The following is a 17,616-nucleotide window of genomic DNA, read 5'->3' as shown; positions in this document are numbered from 1 at the left end:
AAATCCGGCTGTGCTGTACGGCAGAGCCGAACAACAATGGACCCATGCTCAACCCGTGGCGACTGCGCCTGCTCAGCCAGCTGGACACCCTCGGCACCGTGCGCGCGGTGGCGCAGGCGGCGAACCTGAGCCCGTCCAGCGTTTCTCAGCAGCTCGCGGTGCTCGAGGCCGAGACCCGGACCCGGCTGCTGGAACGCACCGGCCGCCGGGTCCGGCTCACCCCGGCGGGACTGCTGCTCGCGCGCCGCGCCCGCGCGCTGCTCGACCACATGGGCACCGTCGAAGCCGAACTGCGCGGCCTCGGCGACGAGCCGGTCGGCTTGATCCGTCTAGGCGCCTTCCAAAGCGCGATCCATTCCATGTGCGTGCCCGCGGTGCGCCGGCTCGCGGTCTCCCATCCGCACCTCGAGGTGGAACTGCACGAGCTGGAGCCGCACGAGAGCATGCGCGCGCTGCGCGTCGGCGACGCCGATATCATCATCACCACAACGGATTTCGTCGAGCAGCCACTCGGCCCGGACATCGACATCGTGCCCCTGGCGACCGATCCGATCGTGCTCGTACTGCCGCCGGGCCGGTCCGCACGCGGGCCCGCCGATCTCGCGGCCTACGCCGACGAGCCGTGGGCCTTCGATATGCCGAAGTCGTATATGGCGAACCTGGCGACTCGGCTCTGCCGCGAATCCGGCTTCGAACCCCGCGTGGTATGCCGCTTCAGCAACTATCTGCTGACGCTGCAACATGTCGAAGCCGGACTGTCGATCACCCTGCTGCCCGGCCTCGCCGTCGATCCGCGCTATCAGGTCACCACCCGGGAGTTGAGCAGCCCGGTGACGCGGACGATCACCGCTGTCATCCGGCGCGGCGCGCCACCCCGATCCGCGGTGCACACCGTGCTCGCGGCCCTGCGCAGCACTGGAGAACCGCAGGTCAGCGTCGTGTCCACCCAGCAGGAATAAGGCGCACAAAATAGCTGATTTTCAGCTTATAAATACTTAGTTATCGTTTCGTTATTACTTTGCCGTGTGTCTTGATTTGCATTCGCCGATTTATACCGAAAGATGGTCAATCGGATCCGCTTGGACAGATCACCGTGATGTTCTCGAATGTATTCGAAGACTTTGGTGCAGTCCGGTTTCGCCATCAGATGCGGCGTCGCACGACCCGCCAGAGCCTTCGAGACGACCATCGGAGGACTTGATCATGGCATCGCAGACCGACGACGTCCGAACTACCCGCTTCCTGCGCCGAGTGCTTTGGTGGGCACTGGCCGCAGGCGTGACCCTCGCAGGCGCACTCGCCGCGCTGCTGGTCACCTCCGGAACAGCAACGGCACAACCGATCACCGTGCCGGGCATCGGCACCGTGGGGGTGCCAGACGAATTACCCCTTCCCGCAGGTCTTCCCGGAAACCCGGCACCGCAGCCGCAGAGCGCGCCGATCGCAGCTCCCGCGCCGACCGAGTTCTCCGCCTTCGGCATCGAATTCACGCTGCCGGCGATCCCCGGATTCGAATACTCCAGTCTGGCGGGCATTCCCGGCATCACCACACCGAATCAGCCGCTGCTGCACGAGACTCCGCTGAAGTCACCCGGCGAGGTCGCGGTCGAGGCCGCCCGCACCAAGCTCGGCGCCGGCTACGGCGCATCCGCGGGACCCGACTCGTTCGACTGCTCGGGCCTGGTCCAGTGGTCCTACGAGCAGGCCGGTGTCGACGTGCCCCGCACCAGCTACGACCAGCTCGCCGCCGGAACGCCGGTCTCACGGGACGAATTGCAGCCCGGCGATCTGGTGTCGTTCTACGGCGGCGGCCACTCCGCGCTGTACGCCGGTGACGGCAAGGTCATCCACGCCTCGACCTACGGCACCGGTGTCACCGAATCCTCGATGGACACAATGCCGTTCGCCGGCGCTTGCCGCTTCCGCGAGTAGTGCTTCCGGTTAACCGATCAGCGGTTGCGCTGGACACGGGCGATGCGGCGGTCCATCACCCAGGCCAGCAGTCCGGGGACCGCACCCGCGAGCCAGCGCGTCAGCCGGGCGGCCGGCGAGGGCACGACAGTGGCGCGACCGCGCGCCGCGCCGATCAGCAGGGCGTGCGCGACTTCGCCTGCGCTGATGGGTGTTCCAGCGCTGAGCGCCCGCAGCTCCGGCGGCTTGGTCGCCGCCTCGGCGGCCAGCTGCGGGGTGTCGACATCGGGCGGCAGGACGACGGTGACGGTGATGCCACGCGGTTTGAGTTCTTGGCGCAGTACCTCGCACAGCGCGCGCACGGCGAACTTGCTGGGACTGTATGCCCCGTAACCGAAACAGGGCAGCACGCCCGCCAGTGACGAGATGACCGTGATGCTGCTCCCGGTGCCCGCGTCGAGATCGGGCAGCGCCGCCCGGATCGCATGCAGCGCACCGAAGTAGTTGACCTCCATATGTTTCGTGAAGTCGGCATCGTCGAGCCGGTCGAAATAGTCCGGCTTCGCGATACCCGCGCACACGATCACCGCGCCGATCGCACCGTGCCGATCGCGTGCCGCGTCGACGGCGGCGCCGACCTGCTCCTTGCGCGTGACATCGGCGGCGAATACCGCCAGTGGCCGGTTCTCCTGGTTCGCTTCATCGGAAAGTCGTCGCAGGGCCTGGTCTCCGAGCGCGACGACGCTGACCTTGGCGCCCATGGCCAAGGCCAGTTCGGTCACCTCCAGCCCGATGCCGCTACTGCCGCCGGTCACCACCACGTGACGTCCGGCCCAGTAGCCGGTCACCTCGGCGGGCAGGGCGGGGCGCACGCGAGTCGATTCGGTCGATAGCGAGATGCTCATGGCGGGCACTTCCTTTCGTCACGACCCATGCTGCGGGGCGGACGTCAGAAGAATGCGAGGCGAGCGGCAAAGCCAGGTAAGAACTCGTGTGATTCAGGCGTCTTCGACAGGCTCGTCCGCGGCCCGCGGAGCCGCACCGGACAACCGGACCACGCCGGCCTCCAGGTCTACGTCGACGCGCGGGCGGTGCCCTTGCCCGGCACTGTCTTCGCTGCCCTCGTCGGCCAGCTTCTGGCCCGGAAACAGTTCTCCCATAACACCCACGGATCCACGATAACCCGGTCCATCGCACCGCGGCTGCGGGCGCGACGCGATGCCGTCGGTCAGCGCTGTGCGTCGGGGGTGGTCAGAGCATCGATCACAGCTGACAGGGCCCGAGTGCGGGGTTTGTCCCGGCGCAGGACCACGGCGATGGTCCGGTGCAGGGGCGGAGTCAGCGAACGGGCCGTCAAGCGTCCGTCGTCGTGAGCGGGCAATGCCATGCGCGGCAGAATCGCATAGCCGAGGCCCGCGCCGACCAATTCCTTGATCGCGGCCACACTGCCCAATTCCATCACCGGCTTGACGGTGTGCCCCGCGGCGGCGAACCACCGATCTACGAGTCGGCGTGTGTTACCGCCGGGATCGAACAGCACCAGGGGCCGAGACGCGAGCGCGGCGGCTGTGGTCCTGACCGGCGGCGCGGCGGCGTCCGCGGCGGCGACCAGCACGAATTCGTCCTGCCGGACCGGGGCCACCTCGAAGGCGCGGCCGGGTATGGGCATGGTGAGCAAGCCCAGGTCGATGCGGTTCTCCACGAGCAGGTGCAGCAGATTGTCGGTGTTGCCGGTGTGCACGATGAGGTCGAGCGCGGGGAACCGGCCGCGCAACGCACGCAGGACCGGCGGCAACAGGTACACGCACGCGGTCTCGCCGGTACCGAGCCGGACTCGCCCGGCAGTGCCCTCCGCGTAGTGCGCGAGGCTGTCCACCGCGACCGCCACCGCGTCTTCGATCCGTGCCGCGTGCACCAGCAGTTCGGCCCCCGCCGCGGTGGGGCGCACCTGTCGACCCACTCGCTCCAGCAGAGTTACGCCCAAACGGTTTTCGAGTTGCCGCAGGCGCAGGCTGACGGCCGGCTGAGTGATGCCCAACCGTTGCGCCGCACGCGAAAAGCTGCCGCATTCGACGACTCGCACGAACGTGTGCAGCTGATCGAGATCCAGCGCGCCCATACCCAAGCCCTTCTTATGCCCTGTATCAGAGTCATCAGCACTGCTTATCGTCGAACGATAGTGTCGTCGAGCCGGAGGGACCATGGACGCGACGTTGCGAAAGGCGGTGCGCTGCCTCGGTGTTTCCCAGTTGATCTGCTGGGGCGTCACCTACTACCTGGTGGGCATCTTCGGCGGCAGCATCGGTGCGGATCTGGGTTGGAGCGAAACCCGGATCCAGGGCGGGTTCTCGGTGGCGCTGCTGGTGATGGGCTGCGCTTCGCCGCTGGTCGGCCGCTGCATCGATCGGTTCGGCGGCAGGCCGGTCCTCGCGACCGGCTCGGTGCTGGCGGGGCTGGGCTGCGCGGGTGTCGCCACGACGAGCACCGTTGGCTGGTACTACCTTTCGTGGATCGTGCTCGGCGCGGCCATGCGGTGCACGCTCTACGATGCCGCGTTCGCGACGCTGGCCCGCCTCGGCGGCGGCCACGCGAAACGGCCGATGTCACAGATCACGCTGCTGGGCGGTTTGGCGTCCACGGTGTTCTGGCCGATCGGTCACGGCCTGGCCGAGACCCTGGGCTGGCGCGGTGCGCTGCTCGTCTATGCCGGGTTCGCACTGTCGACTCTGCCGATGCATCTCGCGATCCCCCGCCACCGGGCCATGCCGGCCGAAACCCGTTCTCCAGCAGCCGCACCCGTTGACACCGCACGCGATGACCGCGTTGCGGCCGTCTTGTACGCGGCGATCATGGCCGGAGTGGGCTTCTTGGCTTCGGGACTGTCCGCCCATCTGATCGGCATACTCACCGGCCTCGGCCTGGCGGTCGGCGCCGCGGTGTGGGTCTCGACCTTGCGCGGCATCGCCCAGTCCGCGGCCCGGCTCGGCGACGTGTTGTTCGGACGAGACCTGACCGCGCCGGCTCTGAACCTGATCTCCCTTGTGCTGCTGCTGTTCTCGTTTCTCGTCGGCTTCGGCGGCGGACGCGTGCTGCTGCTCGCGGCGGCCTGCGCCGCGCTGTACGGCGCCGGAAACGGGCTGGCCACCATCACCCGGGGCACGTTGCCGTTGGCCCTGTTTCCGGCGCACGGTTACGGAGCCCGCGTCGGACGGCTACTGCTGCCCAGCTTTCTCCTCTCCGCCGCCGCGCCGCTGGTCTACGCCGTCGTGCTCGAAAACTACGGGGCCACCGGCGCTTTGACGCTGTCCGCGGTGCTCTCGGCTGGTATGACGGCCGCCGGGTTCGCGCTACGACGCAAAGCCAGGGCGATGGCCGCGAACAGTGCGACGGTGAGCCAGATGTAGGCGTTGCGGTAGAACAGGACCGGATGTCCGCGCGCGGCGTAGTCGAACACGCTCACCAGCGTCGGGTCGAGAAACGCGAGCACACCCCCGGAGACGAAGAGCGCCGTGACCACGAACGCCGACGGCACGACCAGGCCACCACGGCGCAACGCCAGCTCACCCAGATAGATGAGCAACGGCGCGAGCCAAACCCAATGGTGCACCCAACTGAACGGCGACACCGCCGTCATCGTGACGCCGACGCACACCACCGCGGGCAGTTCACGTCCGGACAGCGACAGTCGGCGCGCCAGGTACAGACAGATCGCCGCCATCGCCGCCGCCCCGGCCAGCCACAGCATCTGGTGTGCGCCCGCGACGCCGACCGAGCGGGCGATCATGCCGCGCAAGGACTCGTTCGACAGGTTGGCGGGCTCGCCGACGCGGGCCGGATCGATGAACGCACCGCCCCAGAAGGTCACCGAATCCTTCGGCAGCACAGCGAAACCGACCGCCAGCGTAGCGACGAACGCGCCCGCGGCCGTCGCAGCCGCACGGTAGCGCCGGGTGACGAGCAGGTACAGCACGAAGAAGGCGGGGGTCAGCTTGATGCCCGCGGCGACACCGGTCAGCAAGCCCTTCCATCGCGACGTGTCGGGCAGTGCCAGGTCCGCGATCACGAGCAACAACAGCAGGATGTTGATCTGCCCGAACGCCATGGTCTGCCGGATCGGCTCGCACCACAGCAGCAGCCCGCCGATCGAGCAGGCCGCGACCGCGAGCCGCAGGTCGCGCCGGTAGCCGAGCAGCGACAGCGCCGCCCAGCAGGAGCCGGCCAGCATGGCGAAGTTCCCGAACCCGCCCACGAGGGTGTACAGGTCACCGTGCAGCCAGCGCAGCGGGACGAACAGCAGCGCGGCGAACGGCGTGTAGACGAACTCCCAGACGCCGCGGGTATGGCCGAGCAGCGGGCTGTCATAGACCGAGACCCCATGACTCACCCGGTCGCCGGCGATCTGGTAGACGCTCAAATCCATCAGATGCAGCATCACCTGCCGGTGCTCGAGCACCTGCACCAGGTAATAGCCACCCGCGACGAACCCGGTAACGACGATCGCCCACCACACCACCGGTGCGATAGTGCGCGGCTCGTGCTGCTCGGTCCCTGACGACGTCTCGATGTTCTCGATCGTCGATGACGACAAACTCACTCCCAGCGATCGGACTCCGTTTGCGCCACCCCACGGTAGTGGCATCCCGGCGCGCATTCCACCGGGGTCAGCTGGGCATCTCCTGGGAACATTTGTTCAAGACAGGACACCGCGATATCGGCGACAGTAGAGATATGCGCAGCTACGAGGTGGGGACCGTCCCCATTGACGGTGATGTCGAGGACGGCTGGGAGGTCGTGCATCCGACAGCCGAGGCCGCCCTCGACGGGGTGCTGATGGCCGGGTTCCGCGATCGCGCGGGCGCCGGGCTGGACCTACGGGTACTGCCTCAGCCCACCGTGGTCGTCATCATCGGCATCGGCGACCACCCGGTCACGGTGCACGGCGCGGCCGAGTCCCGGGCGCTGCCGAGTTTCGTCGCCACGTTGTCGCCCGGCCCGGCACGTATCCACGGCGATCACGTCGAATGCGTCGAGGTGCGGTTGTCGCCGCGGGCCGCCTACGGCCTGCTCGGCGTCTCGCCGCGCGAGCTGAACGGGTCCGTCACCGGGCTCGGGGAACTGTGGGGACCGCAGGAGCGGCGGTTGCGCGAGCAACTCGCCGACGCCGCGACCTGGTCGCAGCGGCTCGCGCTGACGCGTGCGTTCCTCGTACAGCGGGGCGCGACGGCGCCGCCGATGGCGCCGGAGGTGGCGACCTCGTGGGACACCATCGTCGCCCACCGGGGCCGGATCCGGGTGGACGACCTCGCCGCGTCCTGTGGCTGGAGCCGAAAGCGGTTGTGGGCCAGGTTCACTGATCAGATCGGCCTGTCCCCCAAACGCGCCGCCATGCTGGTCCGTTTCGACCATGCCGCTCGCGCGCTGCGCGCGGGCAAGAGCGCCGGTGAAGTCGCCGTGACCTGTGGTTACGCCGATCAACCGCACTTGAACCGGGACCTGCTCGCACTGGCCGGCTGCACGCCGGGTGCGCTGGCCGGACGGGTGACCTCCGCGGGCTGAGCCGCTCCAGGCCCCCGTATCTCCGTACTGCGTTGTGCGCGTTGCCAATCCGAGAAGACAGGAAGACACCCATGCCCGACACCGAGGTCCGAGCCACCGAGATCGCCGACCGCGACCTGATCGTACGGCTCGCTTTCGGCAGTTTTGCCGCGCAAACCCTGCGCAGCGCAATCGAATTGAAGATATTTCCACTGCTCGGCAGCACGCCGCGGCAGGCGGCCGAGGTGGCCGCGGCGGCCGGGACCGCGCCCGAACCCACGCTCCGGCTGCTGCGCGCACTGGCCGGATTGGGACTGCTGACCGAACACGAACCGGGCTCCTTCACCTCGACTTCGGCAGGGGCGCTGCTCGATCCGGGCAACCCGGAGTCGCTGACGTCGTTCGTCCGCATGTTCACCGACCCGGCGATCATCCGGGCCTGGGAACATCTGGACGGCAGCATCCGCACCGGCGACATCGCGTTCGACCGGGTGTTCGGCACCGACTTCTTCAGTCATCTCGCCGAACGTCCGGAGCTGTCCGCCGAATTCAATGCGGCGATGAGCCAAGCTGTCGCGGAGACGGCTGCCGCGTTGCCGACGGCGTTCGATTTCGGCCGGTTCCGTTCGGTCACCGATGTCGGCGGCGGTGACGGTACCTTGCTCGCCGCCGTGCTGGCCGCGCATCCGCTGCTGCGCGGCGTCGTCTTCGATACCGAGGAGGGTTTGGCCCAAGCACCGAAAACGTTGGCCGACAACGGTGTCGGCGACCGCTGCACGCTCGGCGCCGGTGATTTCTTCCGTGCGGTGCCGGCGGGCTCGGACCTCTATCTGATCAAGAGCGTGCTGCACGACTGGACCGACGAACAGGCCGTCACCATCCTGCGGCACTGCCGCGAAGTGCTGCCACAGGACGGTCTCGTGCTGATCGTGGAGCCGGTACTGCCCGCTGTCGTCGATCCCGCCGCCGACAGCGCCGACGGCGGGATCACCTATCTCAGCGACCTCAACATGCTGGTCAATGTCGGCGGACGGGAACGCACCCGCGCGGACTTCGCGGACCTGTGCGCGCGGGCGGGGCTGCGGCTCACCTCGGTGACACCGCTGCACGCGGCCGCGCCCTACGCACTGCTCGAAGCCGTGGCCGCCGACCGCTGAGGGCGGGTCAGACGCCGGCCGCACCGCCCTGCATGGCGATGACGAAACCGCCCTCTCCGTTGGCGTCGGTGCCGGTGTCGAGGACCTTGTCGTCCAGGAAGGCGGCGGCCTGCTGGTCGAGGAAGATTCGGGAGCCGTCGGCGTTCAGGACCTGGTCCTGAGCGCCCGGCGCCGCGGCGACCTCGAGCTGCAAGGTCTCGGCGCCGTCGGTGGTGGAGATGCGCAGGCCCGCCTCCTGCGGCGTGCCGTCGGCGGAGGTGATGGTGCGGACAACCTCGATGGCGGTGGGGGTGAGCATCAACATATGTCTGGTTCCTTCCCGCTGTCGTGCGAGTCGGCCGGTGCGGCGGACTCCGGAAACGCAGGCCGACCGTCGACATGCCACAGCGGCGATCGGCACCGGCGTTCTCTGAGGGGTAGCCATGAGGAGTGCCCCGAAACTTCGATTCTCGAGACACCCCGCATTCCGCCTGCTCGACGCCGCACTGTGATCCTCGCCGCACCGGCCGAGCCGACGGTCGGCGATCCGGGGCGGACTGTGCCGGCGACGCTCAGTTGACCTTCGGCTGGCTGATCACACACAGCCAGCTGCCGTCGGGCTGGCGGCGCAGCACGTCCACGGTGATCTCGCCGTTGGGCCATTGATGCGCGCTCAATGCGATATCACCCATCACGAGCGGTTGCTGTCGCGCACCGATCTCGAAAACCGGTCCGGTGGCGAGGAATTGCGCGTAGGCCTCGCGGATCGCCGGGATGCCGCTGACCACCGGGCCGCCGGGTATCGCGAGCACGGCGTCGGGTTCGTACAGCGCGGCCAGTCCCGCCGCGTCCCCCGCCGCCACCAGTTCGACGAACACGTCGATCACGTCCTCCGGTCGCGAAATGCCCACCCGGCTCTCGATCTCACTCATGCCCGCCAGCGTCGCAGACCTGTCGCAGGCCGCGCGAAAACCCGCACAGCCCTTGTCAACTCCACCGAGGCCCCACCCCGCCCCGATCGCCTCTGGGCCACGACAGGAATTTCAGCTATGTTTCAGCTATCAGAACTGCCCGACTCGACGTCCGAGCATCGTTTGATCCGATCGAGGAGTGTGCATGAACATCACCGGAAAGCTGGCGGGAATCGCCGTCGCGCTCGCCGCGGCCCCCTTGCTGAGCACGGCATCCGCGCAGGCCGTCGCCCCCGACACCGTCTATTTCAGCTACGGCGACGAGGTGAACTGCGCGATCACCGCCGACGGCATCGTCGGCTGCGATGTGACGCCGAATCGGGTGCCCGCCGTCGCGGTGGGCGACGCCTGGGTACCGCTGCCGGTACCGATCAATCAGGTCATCATCGATGATCCGGGACTGCCCGCCCATCCGGGCCTCACCCCCAAGGCGTTCACCCTGCCGGGCGGAAATCCGTCCATGAGCGATGTCAAAACCGGTGCGGGCTACGCCAGTATCGAGGTCGCACATGGTGGCGCAACCTGCGTCGCGACCGGCGGGCACTACTCCGGGCCCGGCCTTTCCTGCACCGCGAAAGGCCATGCCTTCTCGCTCTACGCCACCGGCGGCGGCTTCCGGTCCGGCGTCCTCATGAATTGAAGCACGACCAGGTCAGCTGTCACGTAACGGTTAGTGTTTCGAAACTGCTGATATTTCGTATTTGATAGCATCCGAAAATGACCGTGCCGCTCGGGCGTCGTGAGCGTAAGAAGGCCGCGACCCGCCAGAATATCGCCGATGCCGCGCTGCGGCTGTTCTCGGAGCGCGGCTACGACGCGGTCGGCATCCGGGACGTGGCGGCCGAGGCCGATGTGGCCGTCACGACGCTCTTCTCGCATTTCGCCTCGAAGGAAGCCCTCGTCTTCGAGCGGGACGACGACTTCGAGCAGCGCCTGCTGCAGGCGGCCACCAACCGGCCGGCGGACGAAACGCTCATGCACGCGCTGCGCCGCGAGATCCACGCCCTGGTGCGGCACTGCACCGGGCCGGACGTCGCGCCCGTCTGGAAGATGATCGACGAATCGGCCGCACTGCGGGAGTACGAGAAGACGATGCGGCTGCGTCACGCGGAGTCGCTGGCCGCCGCCATCGCCACCGATCTCGGTCTGTCCCGGACGCCGGTGGCCTGCCGGACCATCGCCAGATTCGTGATCGACGCCTATTCCGTGGCCCGCGAGGCGCCCGATCCGGCCGCCGCGGTGGACGAGATCTTCCAGATGATCGAGGCCGCCTGGAGCGTCGCCGAATTCAGCTGAGCCGGTGCCACTGCGCCAGTTCGGTGTGCAGACCGCGCAGAGCGGCATGCACCGATCGGTAGCTCTCGTACAAGCCACGCAACCGACCGACCGGCGCCGCCGGAGCGAACGAACGGTCGACGGTGACCGCCGCGCGCGCCGCCGCGACCACGTCCGGGTAGATGCCCGCGCCGACCGCACCCAGCAAAGCCGCGCCCAAGGCCGCGCTGTCGTGCACCCGCAAACGCTCGACCGGACGCTCCAGCACGTCGGCGTGGAGCTGCCCCCATAACGCGCTGCGCGCCCCACCACCCGAGAACGTCACGCTGGGAATGTCGAGTCCGCAGGCGGTCTCGACGGATTCGAGCACGTGCCGGGCCGACATCGCGACCCCGTGCAATACCGCGAGCGACATGTCCGCCGTCGTTGTCGCCGAGCTCATTCCGAGGAAGCTCGCGCGAACCTCGGCGTCCCACAACGGCGCTCGTTCACCGGCCAGATAGGGCGTGAAGAGCACGCCCGGCACGCCCGCGGCGGCCGAGTCGAAGACTTCCGCCGGACTCAGCCCGGACACCTGGCTCCACCAACGCACGGCATCCCCGCCCGCCTGCGTCGGCCCGGCATGGACATACAGTCCCGAGCGCGGCGGAAAGGTGACGATCCCGCCTGCCGGGTGCGCCTGCGCGGAAGCGCCCGCGACGACCAATGACGTTCCGCACGAGACCATTCCGCGCCCCGGCTCAGTGGTGCGGGTGCCGAAGACCGCGCTGTAGGCGTCCATCGTGCCCACCACCACGTCCGCGCCGTCGACCCGTCCCACCGTGGCCTCCGGAGCCAAGATCTCCGGTAACCGCTGCTCGAGCCCGTCGACGAGCGCCACCGCCTCGGCCAGATAGCCGTCCGGCCCCGCCACCCGTACCGCCGCCAGCAGATCCGTCGCGACCCGCCCGGTCAGTTTCGCGGCGACGAAGTCCTTGGGCCCCAGCACCCAGCGCGTCCGCGCCCACAGATCCGGGTGGGTGCGCGCGAACCATTGCGCCCGCGCGCCCACGAACGATGCGTCGAGGGTGATCGCTGATCCCCAGATCCGCACCTTGTCCGCATCGTCGAAGCGGGCGTCGAACTCCCGGGCGATCTCGGCACAGCGCTGGTCCTGCCAGATGATCGCGGGTGCCAGCGGCGTCAGCCGATCATCCACGCACACATGGGTGTTGACCTGACTGGCCAACCCGATCGCCCGCACCGCACCCGCGGGCACCGCCGACAACACGGCACGCATCCCGTCGACGCAGCCCCGCCACCAGTCCATCGGATCCTGTTCGGCCCAGCCGGGTTCGGGCCTGCTGATCGGGTACGGCGTCGTATGCGCCGCCACCTGCGCACCCGCCGCGGTGAACGCAACCACCTTCACCGCGGTAGTACCGATATCGATACCGAGCAACAACTCACCCGACGTGGCGATCTCCGCTGCCGCAGTGCTCATCCCCGCAGTCTCGCAGAGGGCGCGCCGACGACCTGCGGCGGCCGATAGGGAATCGAGCACAGCGCCTGATCACTCCGTCGCATTTCAGGCTTGTGCGGTGGAATCAGCGGCGAGGCGCAATCGCTTGTCCGGACGGAGCGGTACGGGCCGAGCACGGAAACGCCGGACGCCGGGCCGAAACCGCTGGAAAGCGGAGCCGACCCGGCGTCCGGGTGGGTCGCGTGTCAGGCCGCCGACTCGAGGGCGGCGGCGACCGTCACTGCGTTTATCAGGGCAGCACCTGCGGGATCACGGCCGGTGCGACGGCACCGAGGATCGCGCCGATCACCGCGGCGAACACCACGTAGCTGATGCCGCTGGCCACGATGCAGGCGAAGTAGCCGATCACGAAGACGATGATGGCGGGGATGCACAGGATCGCGGCGATGCCGAGACCGGTGAGCGCGCCGGCCGCGAGGCCGTTGGCAACCGGGTCGTGGTTCTGCGCGTCCGGGTTGGTCGCGATGGGCTTCAGGTCGCCGGCGGCGACCGTCTTCACCTCACCCTCGACCTCCTTGGTCACCTGCGGGGTGACGACCAGCTTCTTCCCGTCCGGGGAGATCTGCGGAGCCAGCGAAATCGTGTTGCCCGCAGCAGTCTTCATCGACATCGGGAACTCGGTGACCTTCGCACCCGACGCGGATTCCACGTGCACCGCCGACGAATCCGCGGTCAAGGTGAACTTGCCGTTGTTCAGCTCGGTGGAGATGGACTTGAGGTCAGGGGCCGTGGTGGTCTTGAACTCGACACCCTGCTCGTTGCCGGTCGCCGTCAGGCTGTCGGCCCACCGCGTCTGCTGCGCGGTGTAGTCGGTCGCCGACGCGGTACCCGCGCTGGCGAGCGTAGCCACTACCGCGAAGGGCAGGACCGCAGCGGCAAGAACCTGGCGACCCGCGCGCGTGACACTCTTATAGAACATGTATTTCTCTCCCGCCCCCGATCACCACGGAACGCCCTGTCCCCCAGTCGAATCGAAGCGTTGATCTAGATCGAACGAGTTATTCATATCCGACCGTCCGCACAAAACCGAAAAATGTGACGAGCGCCACGTTTGGACCCTCTCGCGGCCCCCTACTTTCCGGGGCGCGGCCCGTCGAAAGGGCCGCTATAAGCGTGGCCGAAGGGCCTCCGCCTGCCCACCCGCGCGCAAGGTGAATCATGCACGCCGAGCCGCGCACAACGAGTGCTTGCCGACAATCCAACTGAAATCCGAAGACCCGGCAACACATACGCCTTCGCCGATTGTCCGGCCCATCGGCCCCGAGGCGCCACCCGCCGCCTCCGATCGTTACGACCTCCGACACAGACTCGAGTCATCGAGCGCTTTCGTGAGCGGTGGTCGGCGACGGTCGCAGGCGATTGCGCAGTCGCGGGCTGTGGTTTCCGTAGTCGGGGTCGTTGAGTGGCGCGGTCAGGAAGTCGCCGGGGTGGAGTCGGCGTCCCAGTCGAGATTCGAGGCAGCCGATACACACGATGCTGTCGGCACCCAGTGCGCCGGCCCGCCAGACTGCGTCGTGCACGGTGTACCACTCGTCGGGCCCGTCGCAAGGCGCGGTCGGCAGTCCGCAGTCGTGGCAAGGGAATTCGTCGCGATGACGCTGCCGCCGAACGGCGAAGTGGTTCGGCCACACCATTGGCCGGCGCCTGATCTGCGATATCAGCTGGGCCACGACGCTTTTCGCGGCGATCACGCGCTGGCGCGCCGGCGTATCGCGCCTTTCTTGATGCAGGCGGTGCACACTTTCAGACGCACGGGTGTGCCGTCCTGCACGGCGCGCACGGGCTGGATGTTGGGGTTGAAGCGGCGGCTCGTGCGGGCCTTGACGTAGCGCTGCTGGGCTCGCCGTCCCGCACGTGCCACCTTCTTGCCGAAGCTCGGCTTCTTGCCGCAGACGTCGCACTGGGCTGACATGGTCTCTCCTGTTCTCCGACAGCGGTGCTCGCGCCGTCGGTGGGATCCCGGTTCGGTTCGTGGACAGTGTCGGCGAGCAATCGCGAACACTGCGCAGCGTTTTGACCGACACGTTGCCGAGAACCTGGCCATTGACCTGCGGGAATCACATCCTCTGATCGACGCGATCGGTGCAGATCGCACGGCGGCGCGTGCAGGTTGCACGAGTTCAGATCCATCCGTGGCGGGCAGCGGTCCGGAGGGTCTCGATGCGGTTGCGGGTACCGACCTTGCGGTTGATGGCGGCGAGGTTGTTGCGCACCGTGCCCGGCGAAAGATGCAGTGCCGCACCGATTTCGTCGGGAGTGTGCCCCTGCGAAACCAGGCGGAGTATGTCGATGTCGCGGGCGCTCAGCGGGTTGGCGGGGCCGCGCAAGGCTTGCGCGACCGCCTGCGGTTCCAGCACCGATTCACCGTGCGCGACCCGGCGCACGGTATCGGTCAACGCGGCGATCGAAGCGCCGGTGCTCAGCAGCCCCTCCACCCGCGCATCCAATGCGGAGCGCAGCAGGTCGGGCCGATGAGGTGCCATCACCATGACGACGCGGCAGTCAGGCAGCGCCGTCTTCAATTGTGTCGCGGCGGAAACCCCGTCCAACCCCGTGAGATTCGCATCCAGCAGAGCCAGGTTCGGGCGGGTGCGCAGGGCGCTGGGCACCACATCGGTGCCCAGCGAAACCTGGGCGACCACCTCCACGCCCGACTCACCCGCCAGGATGGTGGCCAGCGCTTCCCGGGGCAGTCGAAGGCTCCCGGCGATCAGCACTCGAATCATTGATTCGTTCCTCTTCGAAGAGCGCCGAACAGTTTGAGTGTGCCGGGGCCACGTACGCCGACTGCGCACAGGAACGGAAAGGTATGACAGCCCAGGCCAACTGGAAAAGCCGTCCACGACGTGACCGGAGCACGCATGGGCGGCTCACGGAGTCAGTGCCGGGACAAACGGCTACTTGGCCTGGGGGATAAGTCATCACCTCGGAACTCGATCGGTACGAAACGCGCCACGCGTCCCGTGGAACTCCGCAGAACTATCGCCTCTGAGCCGGAAACGGGCCACCCACGCATAGTCCTACCTGCAATCAGGCTAGGAATATTTGTACCTTACGACAACTGATTTACCGGGCTTGTGCCACTTTGCGTCAAGTACAGCTGAACCTTGAAGTCGAGTGATCAGCGCAGACGAGGAGCAGTGTGCAAGCCGAGAACGCCGATAGGGACTCGCGGCCGCACTCGAACTTTCGGTCACCCACTACAAGACGATCATGGCCGCTATCCCCGACGCGCAACCCGGCTACAACATCGCCGAGATCATCGACCAGACCGCCGACGCGCTGGTGGGCTGCTGCTTCACCACCGAACGATCGGTGACCACCGTCCAGCTCGAGCTTTATGTAGCCGCCATCCGCCGACCGGCACTGCGCTCGATCGCGGACCACTTCACCGCGGCCAGCCGCGCGATGTACGCCCACTACACCGACGCCGACACCGCCGAACTGCTCACCGACACCGCCCAGGGCATGACATTGCGGGGCATCGCGTCGGACCGCCCACCCGGGACCGGATCAGAACCCAACTCCGGCGATGCCTACCGCACTGAGCAAGGCATTGCTGAACTTCGCCAGCTGACCGAGCACCCGCTGAACAGCGATGTACCGCCAGGTCGTGGCGGGACGAGTTTCCGGCAACCGAGCGTGCAGGCGTTGTCTGCCAGCGAGAATCGAGTACATGACCGGGCTCTCGCTGACGACTGAGCGACGTACGGAGCTGGCCGCGCTGCTGGAGGACGAGCAGCGGTTGCGGCAGGAGTATCCGAAGGTCGCGGAGTACTTGGAGACGGCACCGATGTTGCCGGGGACCGATGACCCGGCCGCGGATGCGGCATTCGACCTGAGGCTCGTGCATTACCTGACCGGCGGCTCCGCGGCGTCGGGGAATCCGTATTGGGACATCGTCGCGCCCGCTGTCGCCGAGGACGCTGGGCGTCGGGTGGTGAACGGCCGGCGCGAGAAGGGCAGTGCCCGTTTGGCGTTCGCGCAGACGATCTTGCAGGCCGCGTACGCGTATGCGGTGCCGTCGCCGGAGACGATCGAGTGGATCGGACAGTTCAGCGGCGGCCGGAAGGTGCTGGAGCTGGGCGCCGGGCGGGGCTACTGGGCGGGCCAGCTCGCCGCTCACGGTGTGGACGTTGCCGCGTTCGATGTGCAGCCGCCCGACAGCTCGTCGAATGTGTCGTTTCCTAGCGCGGCGGGGCAGCTGGATGTGTGGCATCCGGTCGGTGGTTCGGCGGAGTTCGACTCGACCCTTGATGGTGAGTCGGTGTTGTTCCTGTGCTGGCCGCCGGGGTGGGGTGACCCGATGGCGTCGACGGCCCTGCGGGAGTTCGAGCGCCGCGGCGGAACTCGCTTGGTCTTCGTCGGTGAGCCGAAGGGCGGCAAGACCGGTGACGATGCCTTCTTCGACCGGCTGACCGAAGGTTGGAAGCTGGAATCGCAAGATGCGCAGTACGTCTCGTGGTGGAACCTGGGCGACATCGCGCAGGGTTGGGTGCTGCGGGGATAGCTTCTCCGCCATTACCTCACGGGCGATGTCCGGCAACGCCTCCCCTGTCATGATCTGGAACAGTGTCCGCTTGGAGGTGCCGAGACTGCCGAAATATTCAGGCGCCACCGTCCCGAACAATTTGGTAGCCATCACCGCGGCCATATACAACACCAATGCCAGCAGCCCCAGAATCGAGCCTATTCCCGGGCAGCGCCGCCAATAGGTTCGTCACCACCCGCCGCATACTCGGCGTCGCCGACACCAACCGAAGCGTAACCCTCTGCGTTTCGCGCGGGTTCTACGATGCCGCACGCCGACCGGGCAGGAAAGCTTCGGGCCAGGCTTGACGGCAACCCGCCGCCCTGACGGCAGGAGCGGACACGAATAGTGCCGGTCCGGGCATTGGTCACGAATCGGGCGTGCCGGACCTCACAGGCAACGACTGATCATGTGCCATTTGCTGCCATCACCGGCGCGGTCGGGGTGAACAGGGGGTAAACAGCGGATCACTTGGGGTGTTTATCGCAGACCGTGAGGTTGCTAAATGTTAGCTACTGCGGTGTCCTGTTCTCGGAATCTGCAACGCCACAAGGCTGGGAAGGGGGACCCGCGATGGCATCGACCTCGCTGAAAACTCGTCACAGGTGCCGGGCACTGGCTGTTGGACTCACGCTGGGCGCGCTGATTTGCGCGGCCACTGGGACGAGTACGGCTGATCTGGTCGCGGACAAGAACCGCACGGTCGACAACGACACCGGCTGGCACCTCTCGGTG

Annotated in this window: 18 protein-coding genes and 1 pseudogene; 9 read left to right on the top strand and 10 right to left on the bottom strand. The window is 67.5% G+C overall.

Going from position 1 to position 17,616, the window contains the following annotated elements; genetic code table 11:
- The first annotated feature begins 44 nt into the window (after positions 1 to 44).
- Positions 45 to 959 carry a LysR family transcriptional regulator gene (locus tag NBRGI_RS42550; protein ID WP_029903935.1) on the top strand — a complete coding sequence of 305 codons (915 nt, stop codon included), beginning with the start codon at positions 45 to 47 and terminating at the stop codon, positions 957 to 959.
- 244 nt (positions 960 to 1,203) lie between these two features.
- Entirely contained in the window at positions 1,204 to 1,932 is a 729-nt protein-coding gene (locus NBRGI_RS45995; RefSeq protein WP_063726396.1) for a C40 family peptidase, read from the top strand.
- Between the two features lie 17 nt (positions 1,933 to 1,949).
- On the opposite strand, the gene NBRGI_RS42540 is transcribed toward NBRGI_RS45995, so the two are convergent.
- The 3 genes from NBRGI_RS42540 to NBRGI_RS42530 all read right to left on the bottom strand — a co-directional run bounded on the left by NBRGI_RS42540 (position 1,950) and on the right by NBRGI_RS42530 (position 4,030).
- Positions 1,950 to 2,816 carry an SDR family oxidoreductase gene (locus NBRGI_RS42540; protein WP_081878484.1) on the bottom strand — a complete coding sequence of 289 codons (867 nt, stop codon included), beginning with the start codon at positions 2,814 to 2,816 and terminating at the stop codon, positions 1,950 to 1,952.
- A 93-nt stretch (positions 2,817 to 2,909) separates the two neighbouring features.
- The gene (locus NBRGI_RS48445) at positions 2,910 to 3,080 is read right to left on the bottom strand and encodes a hypothetical protein (RefSeq protein ID WP_158440034.1); all 171 of its coding nucleotides are present in this window, start codon (positions 3,078 to 3,080) and stop codon (positions 2,910 to 2,912) included.
- A gap of 59 nt (positions 3,081 to 3,139) precedes the next feature.
- Positions 3,140 to 4,030 (bottom strand): LysR family transcriptional regulator, encoded by an 891-nt coding sequence (locus tag NBRGI_RS42530; RefSeq protein WP_029903930.1) that lies wholly within the window; start codon positions 4,028 to 4,030, stop codon positions 3,140 to 3,142.
- A gap of 82 nt (positions 4,031 to 4,112) precedes the next feature.
- On the opposite strand from NBRGI_RS42530, the gene NBRGI_RS47110 reads away from it, so the two are divergent.
- Entirely contained in the window at positions 4,113 to 5,315 is a 1,203-nt protein-coding gene (locus NBRGI_RS47110) for an MFS transporter (RefSeq protein WP_081878483.1), read from the top strand.
- 224 nt (positions 5,316 to 5,539) lie between these two features.
- On the opposite strand, the pseudogene NBRGI_RS49545 reads toward NBRGI_RS47110, so the two are convergent.
- Positions 5,540 to 6,331: pseudogene (locus NBRGI_RS49545) on the bottom strand (glycosyltransferase 87 family protein); the annotation flags it as partial.
- Positions 6,332 to 6,639: 308 nt separating this feature from the next.
- On the opposite strand from NBRGI_RS49545, the gene NBRGI_RS42510 reads away from it, so the two are divergent.
- Positions 6,640 to 7,467 carry a helix-turn-helix domain-containing protein gene (locus NBRGI_RS42510; protein ID WP_029903922.1) on the top strand — a complete coding sequence of 276 codons (828 nt, stop codon included), beginning with the start codon at positions 6,640 to 6,642 and terminating at the stop codon, positions 7,465 to 7,467.
- Positions 7,468 to 7,538: 71 nt separating this feature from the next.
- Positions 7,539 to 8,603 carry a methyltransferase gene (locus NBRGI_RS42505; RefSeq protein ID WP_029903921.1) on the top strand — a complete coding sequence of 355 codons (1,065 nt, stop codon included), beginning with the start codon at positions 7,539 to 7,541 and terminating at the stop codon, positions 8,601 to 8,603.
- A 7-nt stretch (positions 8,604 to 8,610) separates the two neighbouring features.
- Here NBRGI_RS42505 and NBRGI_RS42500 read toward each other — a convergent pair whose 3' ends face one another.
- Together NBRGI_RS42500 and NBRGI_RS42495 are read right to left on the bottom strand one after the other, a co-directional pair.
- Complete coding sequence (locus tag NBRGI_RS42500) at positions 8,611 to 8,907, bottom strand: hypothetical protein (RefSeq protein WP_014988125.1); 297 nt, start codon at positions 8,905 to 8,907, stop codon at positions 8,611 to 8,613.
- A 247-nt stretch (positions 8,908 to 9,154) separates the two neighbouring features.
- Positions 9,155 to 9,514, bottom strand: coding sequence for a YybH family protein (locus NBRGI_RS42495; RefSeq protein WP_029903918.1), 360 nt, complete (start codon positions 9,512 to 9,514; stop codon positions 9,155 to 9,157).
- 184 nt (positions 9,515 to 9,698) lie between these two features.
- Here NBRGI_RS42495 and NBRGI_RS42490 point away from each other — a divergent pair, with 184 nt between their 5' ends.
- Complete coding sequence (locus tag NBRGI_RS42490) at positions 9,699 to 10,193, top strand: hypothetical protein (protein WP_051728459.1); 495 nt, start codon at positions 9,699 to 9,701, stop codon at positions 10,191 to 10,193.
- Between the two features lie 77 nt (positions 10,194 to 10,270).
- Positions 10,271 to 10,849, top strand: a complete 579-nt coding sequence (locus NBRGI_RS42485) for a TetR/AcrR family transcriptional regulator (protein WP_029903914.1) — start codon at positions 10,271 to 10,273, stop codon at positions 10,847 to 10,849.
- On the opposite strand, the gene NBRGI_RS49770 is transcribed toward NBRGI_RS42485, so the two are convergent.
- From NBRGI_RS49770 to NBRGI_RS42460, 4 genes are all read right to left on the bottom strand, one after another.
- Positions 10,842 to 12,311, bottom strand: a complete 1,470-nt coding sequence (locus tag NBRGI_RS49770; protein ID WP_029903912.1) for a xylulokinase — start codon at positions 12,309 to 12,311, stop codon at positions 10,842 to 10,844. The genes NBRGI_RS42485 and NBRGI_RS49770 overlap by 8 nt on opposite strands.
- A gap of 268 nt (positions 12,312 to 12,579) precedes the next feature.
- Complete coding sequence (locus tag NBRGI_RS42475) at positions 12,580 to 13,269, bottom strand: hypothetical protein (RefSeq protein ID WP_029903910.1); 690 nt, start codon at positions 13,267 to 13,269, stop codon at positions 12,580 to 12,582.
- Positions 13,270 to 14,037: 768 nt separating this feature from the next.
- Positions 14,038 to 14,262 carry a 50S ribosomal protein L28 gene (rpmB, locus tag NBRGI_RS42465; RefSeq protein ID WP_029903906.1) on the bottom strand — a complete coding sequence of 75 codons (225 nt, stop codon included), beginning with the start codon at positions 14,260 to 14,262 and terminating at the stop codon, positions 14,038 to 14,040.
- 208 nt (positions 14,263 to 14,470) lie between these two features.
- Positions 14,471 to 15,076, bottom strand: coding sequence for a response regulator transcription factor (locus tag NBRGI_RS42460; RefSeq protein ID WP_029903903.1), 606 nt, complete (start codon positions 15,074 to 15,076; stop codon positions 14,471 to 14,473).
- A 487-nt stretch (positions 15,077 to 15,563) separates the two neighbouring features.
- Here NBRGI_RS42460 and NBRGI_RS45805 point away from each other — a divergent pair, with 487 nt between their 5' ends.
- The gene (locus NBRGI_RS45805; RefSeq protein ID WP_029903901.1) at positions 15,564 to 16,052 is read left to right on the top strand and encodes an ABC-F family ATP-binding cassette domain-containing protein; all 489 of its coding nucleotides are present in this window, start codon (positions 15,564 to 15,566) and stop codon (positions 16,050 to 16,052) included.
- A complete protein-coding gene (locus NBRGI_RS42450) occupies positions 16,027 to 16,860 on the top strand; it encodes a hypothetical protein (RefSeq protein WP_029903899.1) in 834 nt (277 codons plus the stop codon). Before NBRGI_RS45805 ends, NBRGI_RS42450 begins: the two co-directional genes overlap by 26 nt.
- The last annotated feature ends 756 nt before the right edge of the window (positions 16,861 to 17,616 follow it).

This window comes from Nocardia brasiliensis IFM 10847 (assembly GCF_000710915.1).
Taxonomy (GTDB): domain Bacteria; phylum Actinomycetota; class Actinomycetes; order Mycobacteriales; family Mycobacteriaceae; genus Nocardia; species Nocardia brasiliensis_A.
The sequence above is the reverse complement of the archived record's forward strand: the minus strand, read 5'-3'. Positions and strand labels throughout refer to the sequence as shown.

Coding starts and splice junctions, on each gene's coding strand:
- NBRGI_RS42550 (WP_029903935.1), top strand. CDS start 45: ATGCTCAACCCGTGGCGACTGCGCCTGCTCAGCCAGCTGGACACCCTC.
- NBRGI_RS45995 (WP_063726396.1), top strand. CDS start 1,204: ATGGCATCGCAGACCGACGACGTCCGAACTACCCGCTTCCTGCGCCGA.
- NBRGI_RS42540 (WP_081878484.1), bottom strand. CDS start 2,816: ATGAGCATCTCGCTATCGACCGAATCGACTCGCGTGCGCCCCGCCCTG.
- NBRGI_RS42530 (WP_029903930.1), bottom strand. CDS start 4,030: ATGGGCGCGCTGGATCTCGATCAGCTGCACACGTTCGTGCGAGTCGTC.
- NBRGI_RS47110 (WP_081878483.1), top strand. CDS start 4,113: ATGGACGCGACGTTGCGAAAGGCGGTGCGCTGCCTCGGTGTTTCCCAG.
- NBRGI_RS42510 (WP_029903922.1), top strand. CDS start 6,640: ATGCGCAGCTACGAGGTGGGGACCGTCCCCATTGACGGTGATGTCGAG.
- NBRGI_RS42505 (WP_029903921.1), top strand. CDS start 7,539: ATGCCCGACACCGAGGTCCGAGCCACCGAGATCGCCGACCGCGACCTG.
- NBRGI_RS42500 (WP_014988125.1), bottom strand. CDS start 8,907: ATGTTGATGCTCACCCCCACCGCCATCGAGGTTGTCCGCACCATCACC.
- NBRGI_RS42495 (WP_029903918.1), bottom strand. CDS start 9,514: ATGAGTGAGATCGAGAGCCGGGTGGGCATTTCGCGACCGGAGGACGTG.
- NBRGI_RS42490 (WP_051728459.1), top strand. CDS start 9,699: ATGAACATCACCGGAAAGCTGGCGGGAATCGCCGTCGCGCTCGCCGCG.
- NBRGI_RS42485 (WP_029903914.1), top strand. CDS start 10,271: ATGACCGTGCCGCTCGGGCGTCGTGAGCGTAAGAAGGCCGCGACCCGC.
- NBRGI_RS49770 (WP_029903912.1), bottom strand. CDS start 12,311: ATGAGCACTGCGGCAGCGGAGATCGCCACGTCGGGTGAGTTGTTGCTC.
- NBRGI_RS42475 (WP_029903910.1), bottom strand. CDS start 13,269: ATGTTCTATAAGAGTGTCACGCGCGCGGGTCGCCAGGTTCTTGCCGCT.
- rpmB (WP_029903906.1), bottom strand. CDS start 14,262: ATGTCAGCCCAGTGCGACGTCTGCGGCAAGAAGCCGAGCTTCGGCAAG.
- NBRGI_RS42460 (WP_029903903.1), bottom strand. CDS start 15,076: ATGATTCGAGTGCTGATCGCCGGGAGCCTTCGACTGCCCCGGGAAGCG.
- NBRGI_RS45805 (WP_029903901.1), top strand. CDS start 15,564: ATGGCCGCTATCCCCGACGCGCAACCCGGCTACAACATCGCCGAGATC.
- NBRGI_RS42450 (WP_029903899.1), top strand. CDS start 16,027: ATGACCGGGCTCTCGCTGACGACTGAGCGACGTACGGAGCTGGCCGCG.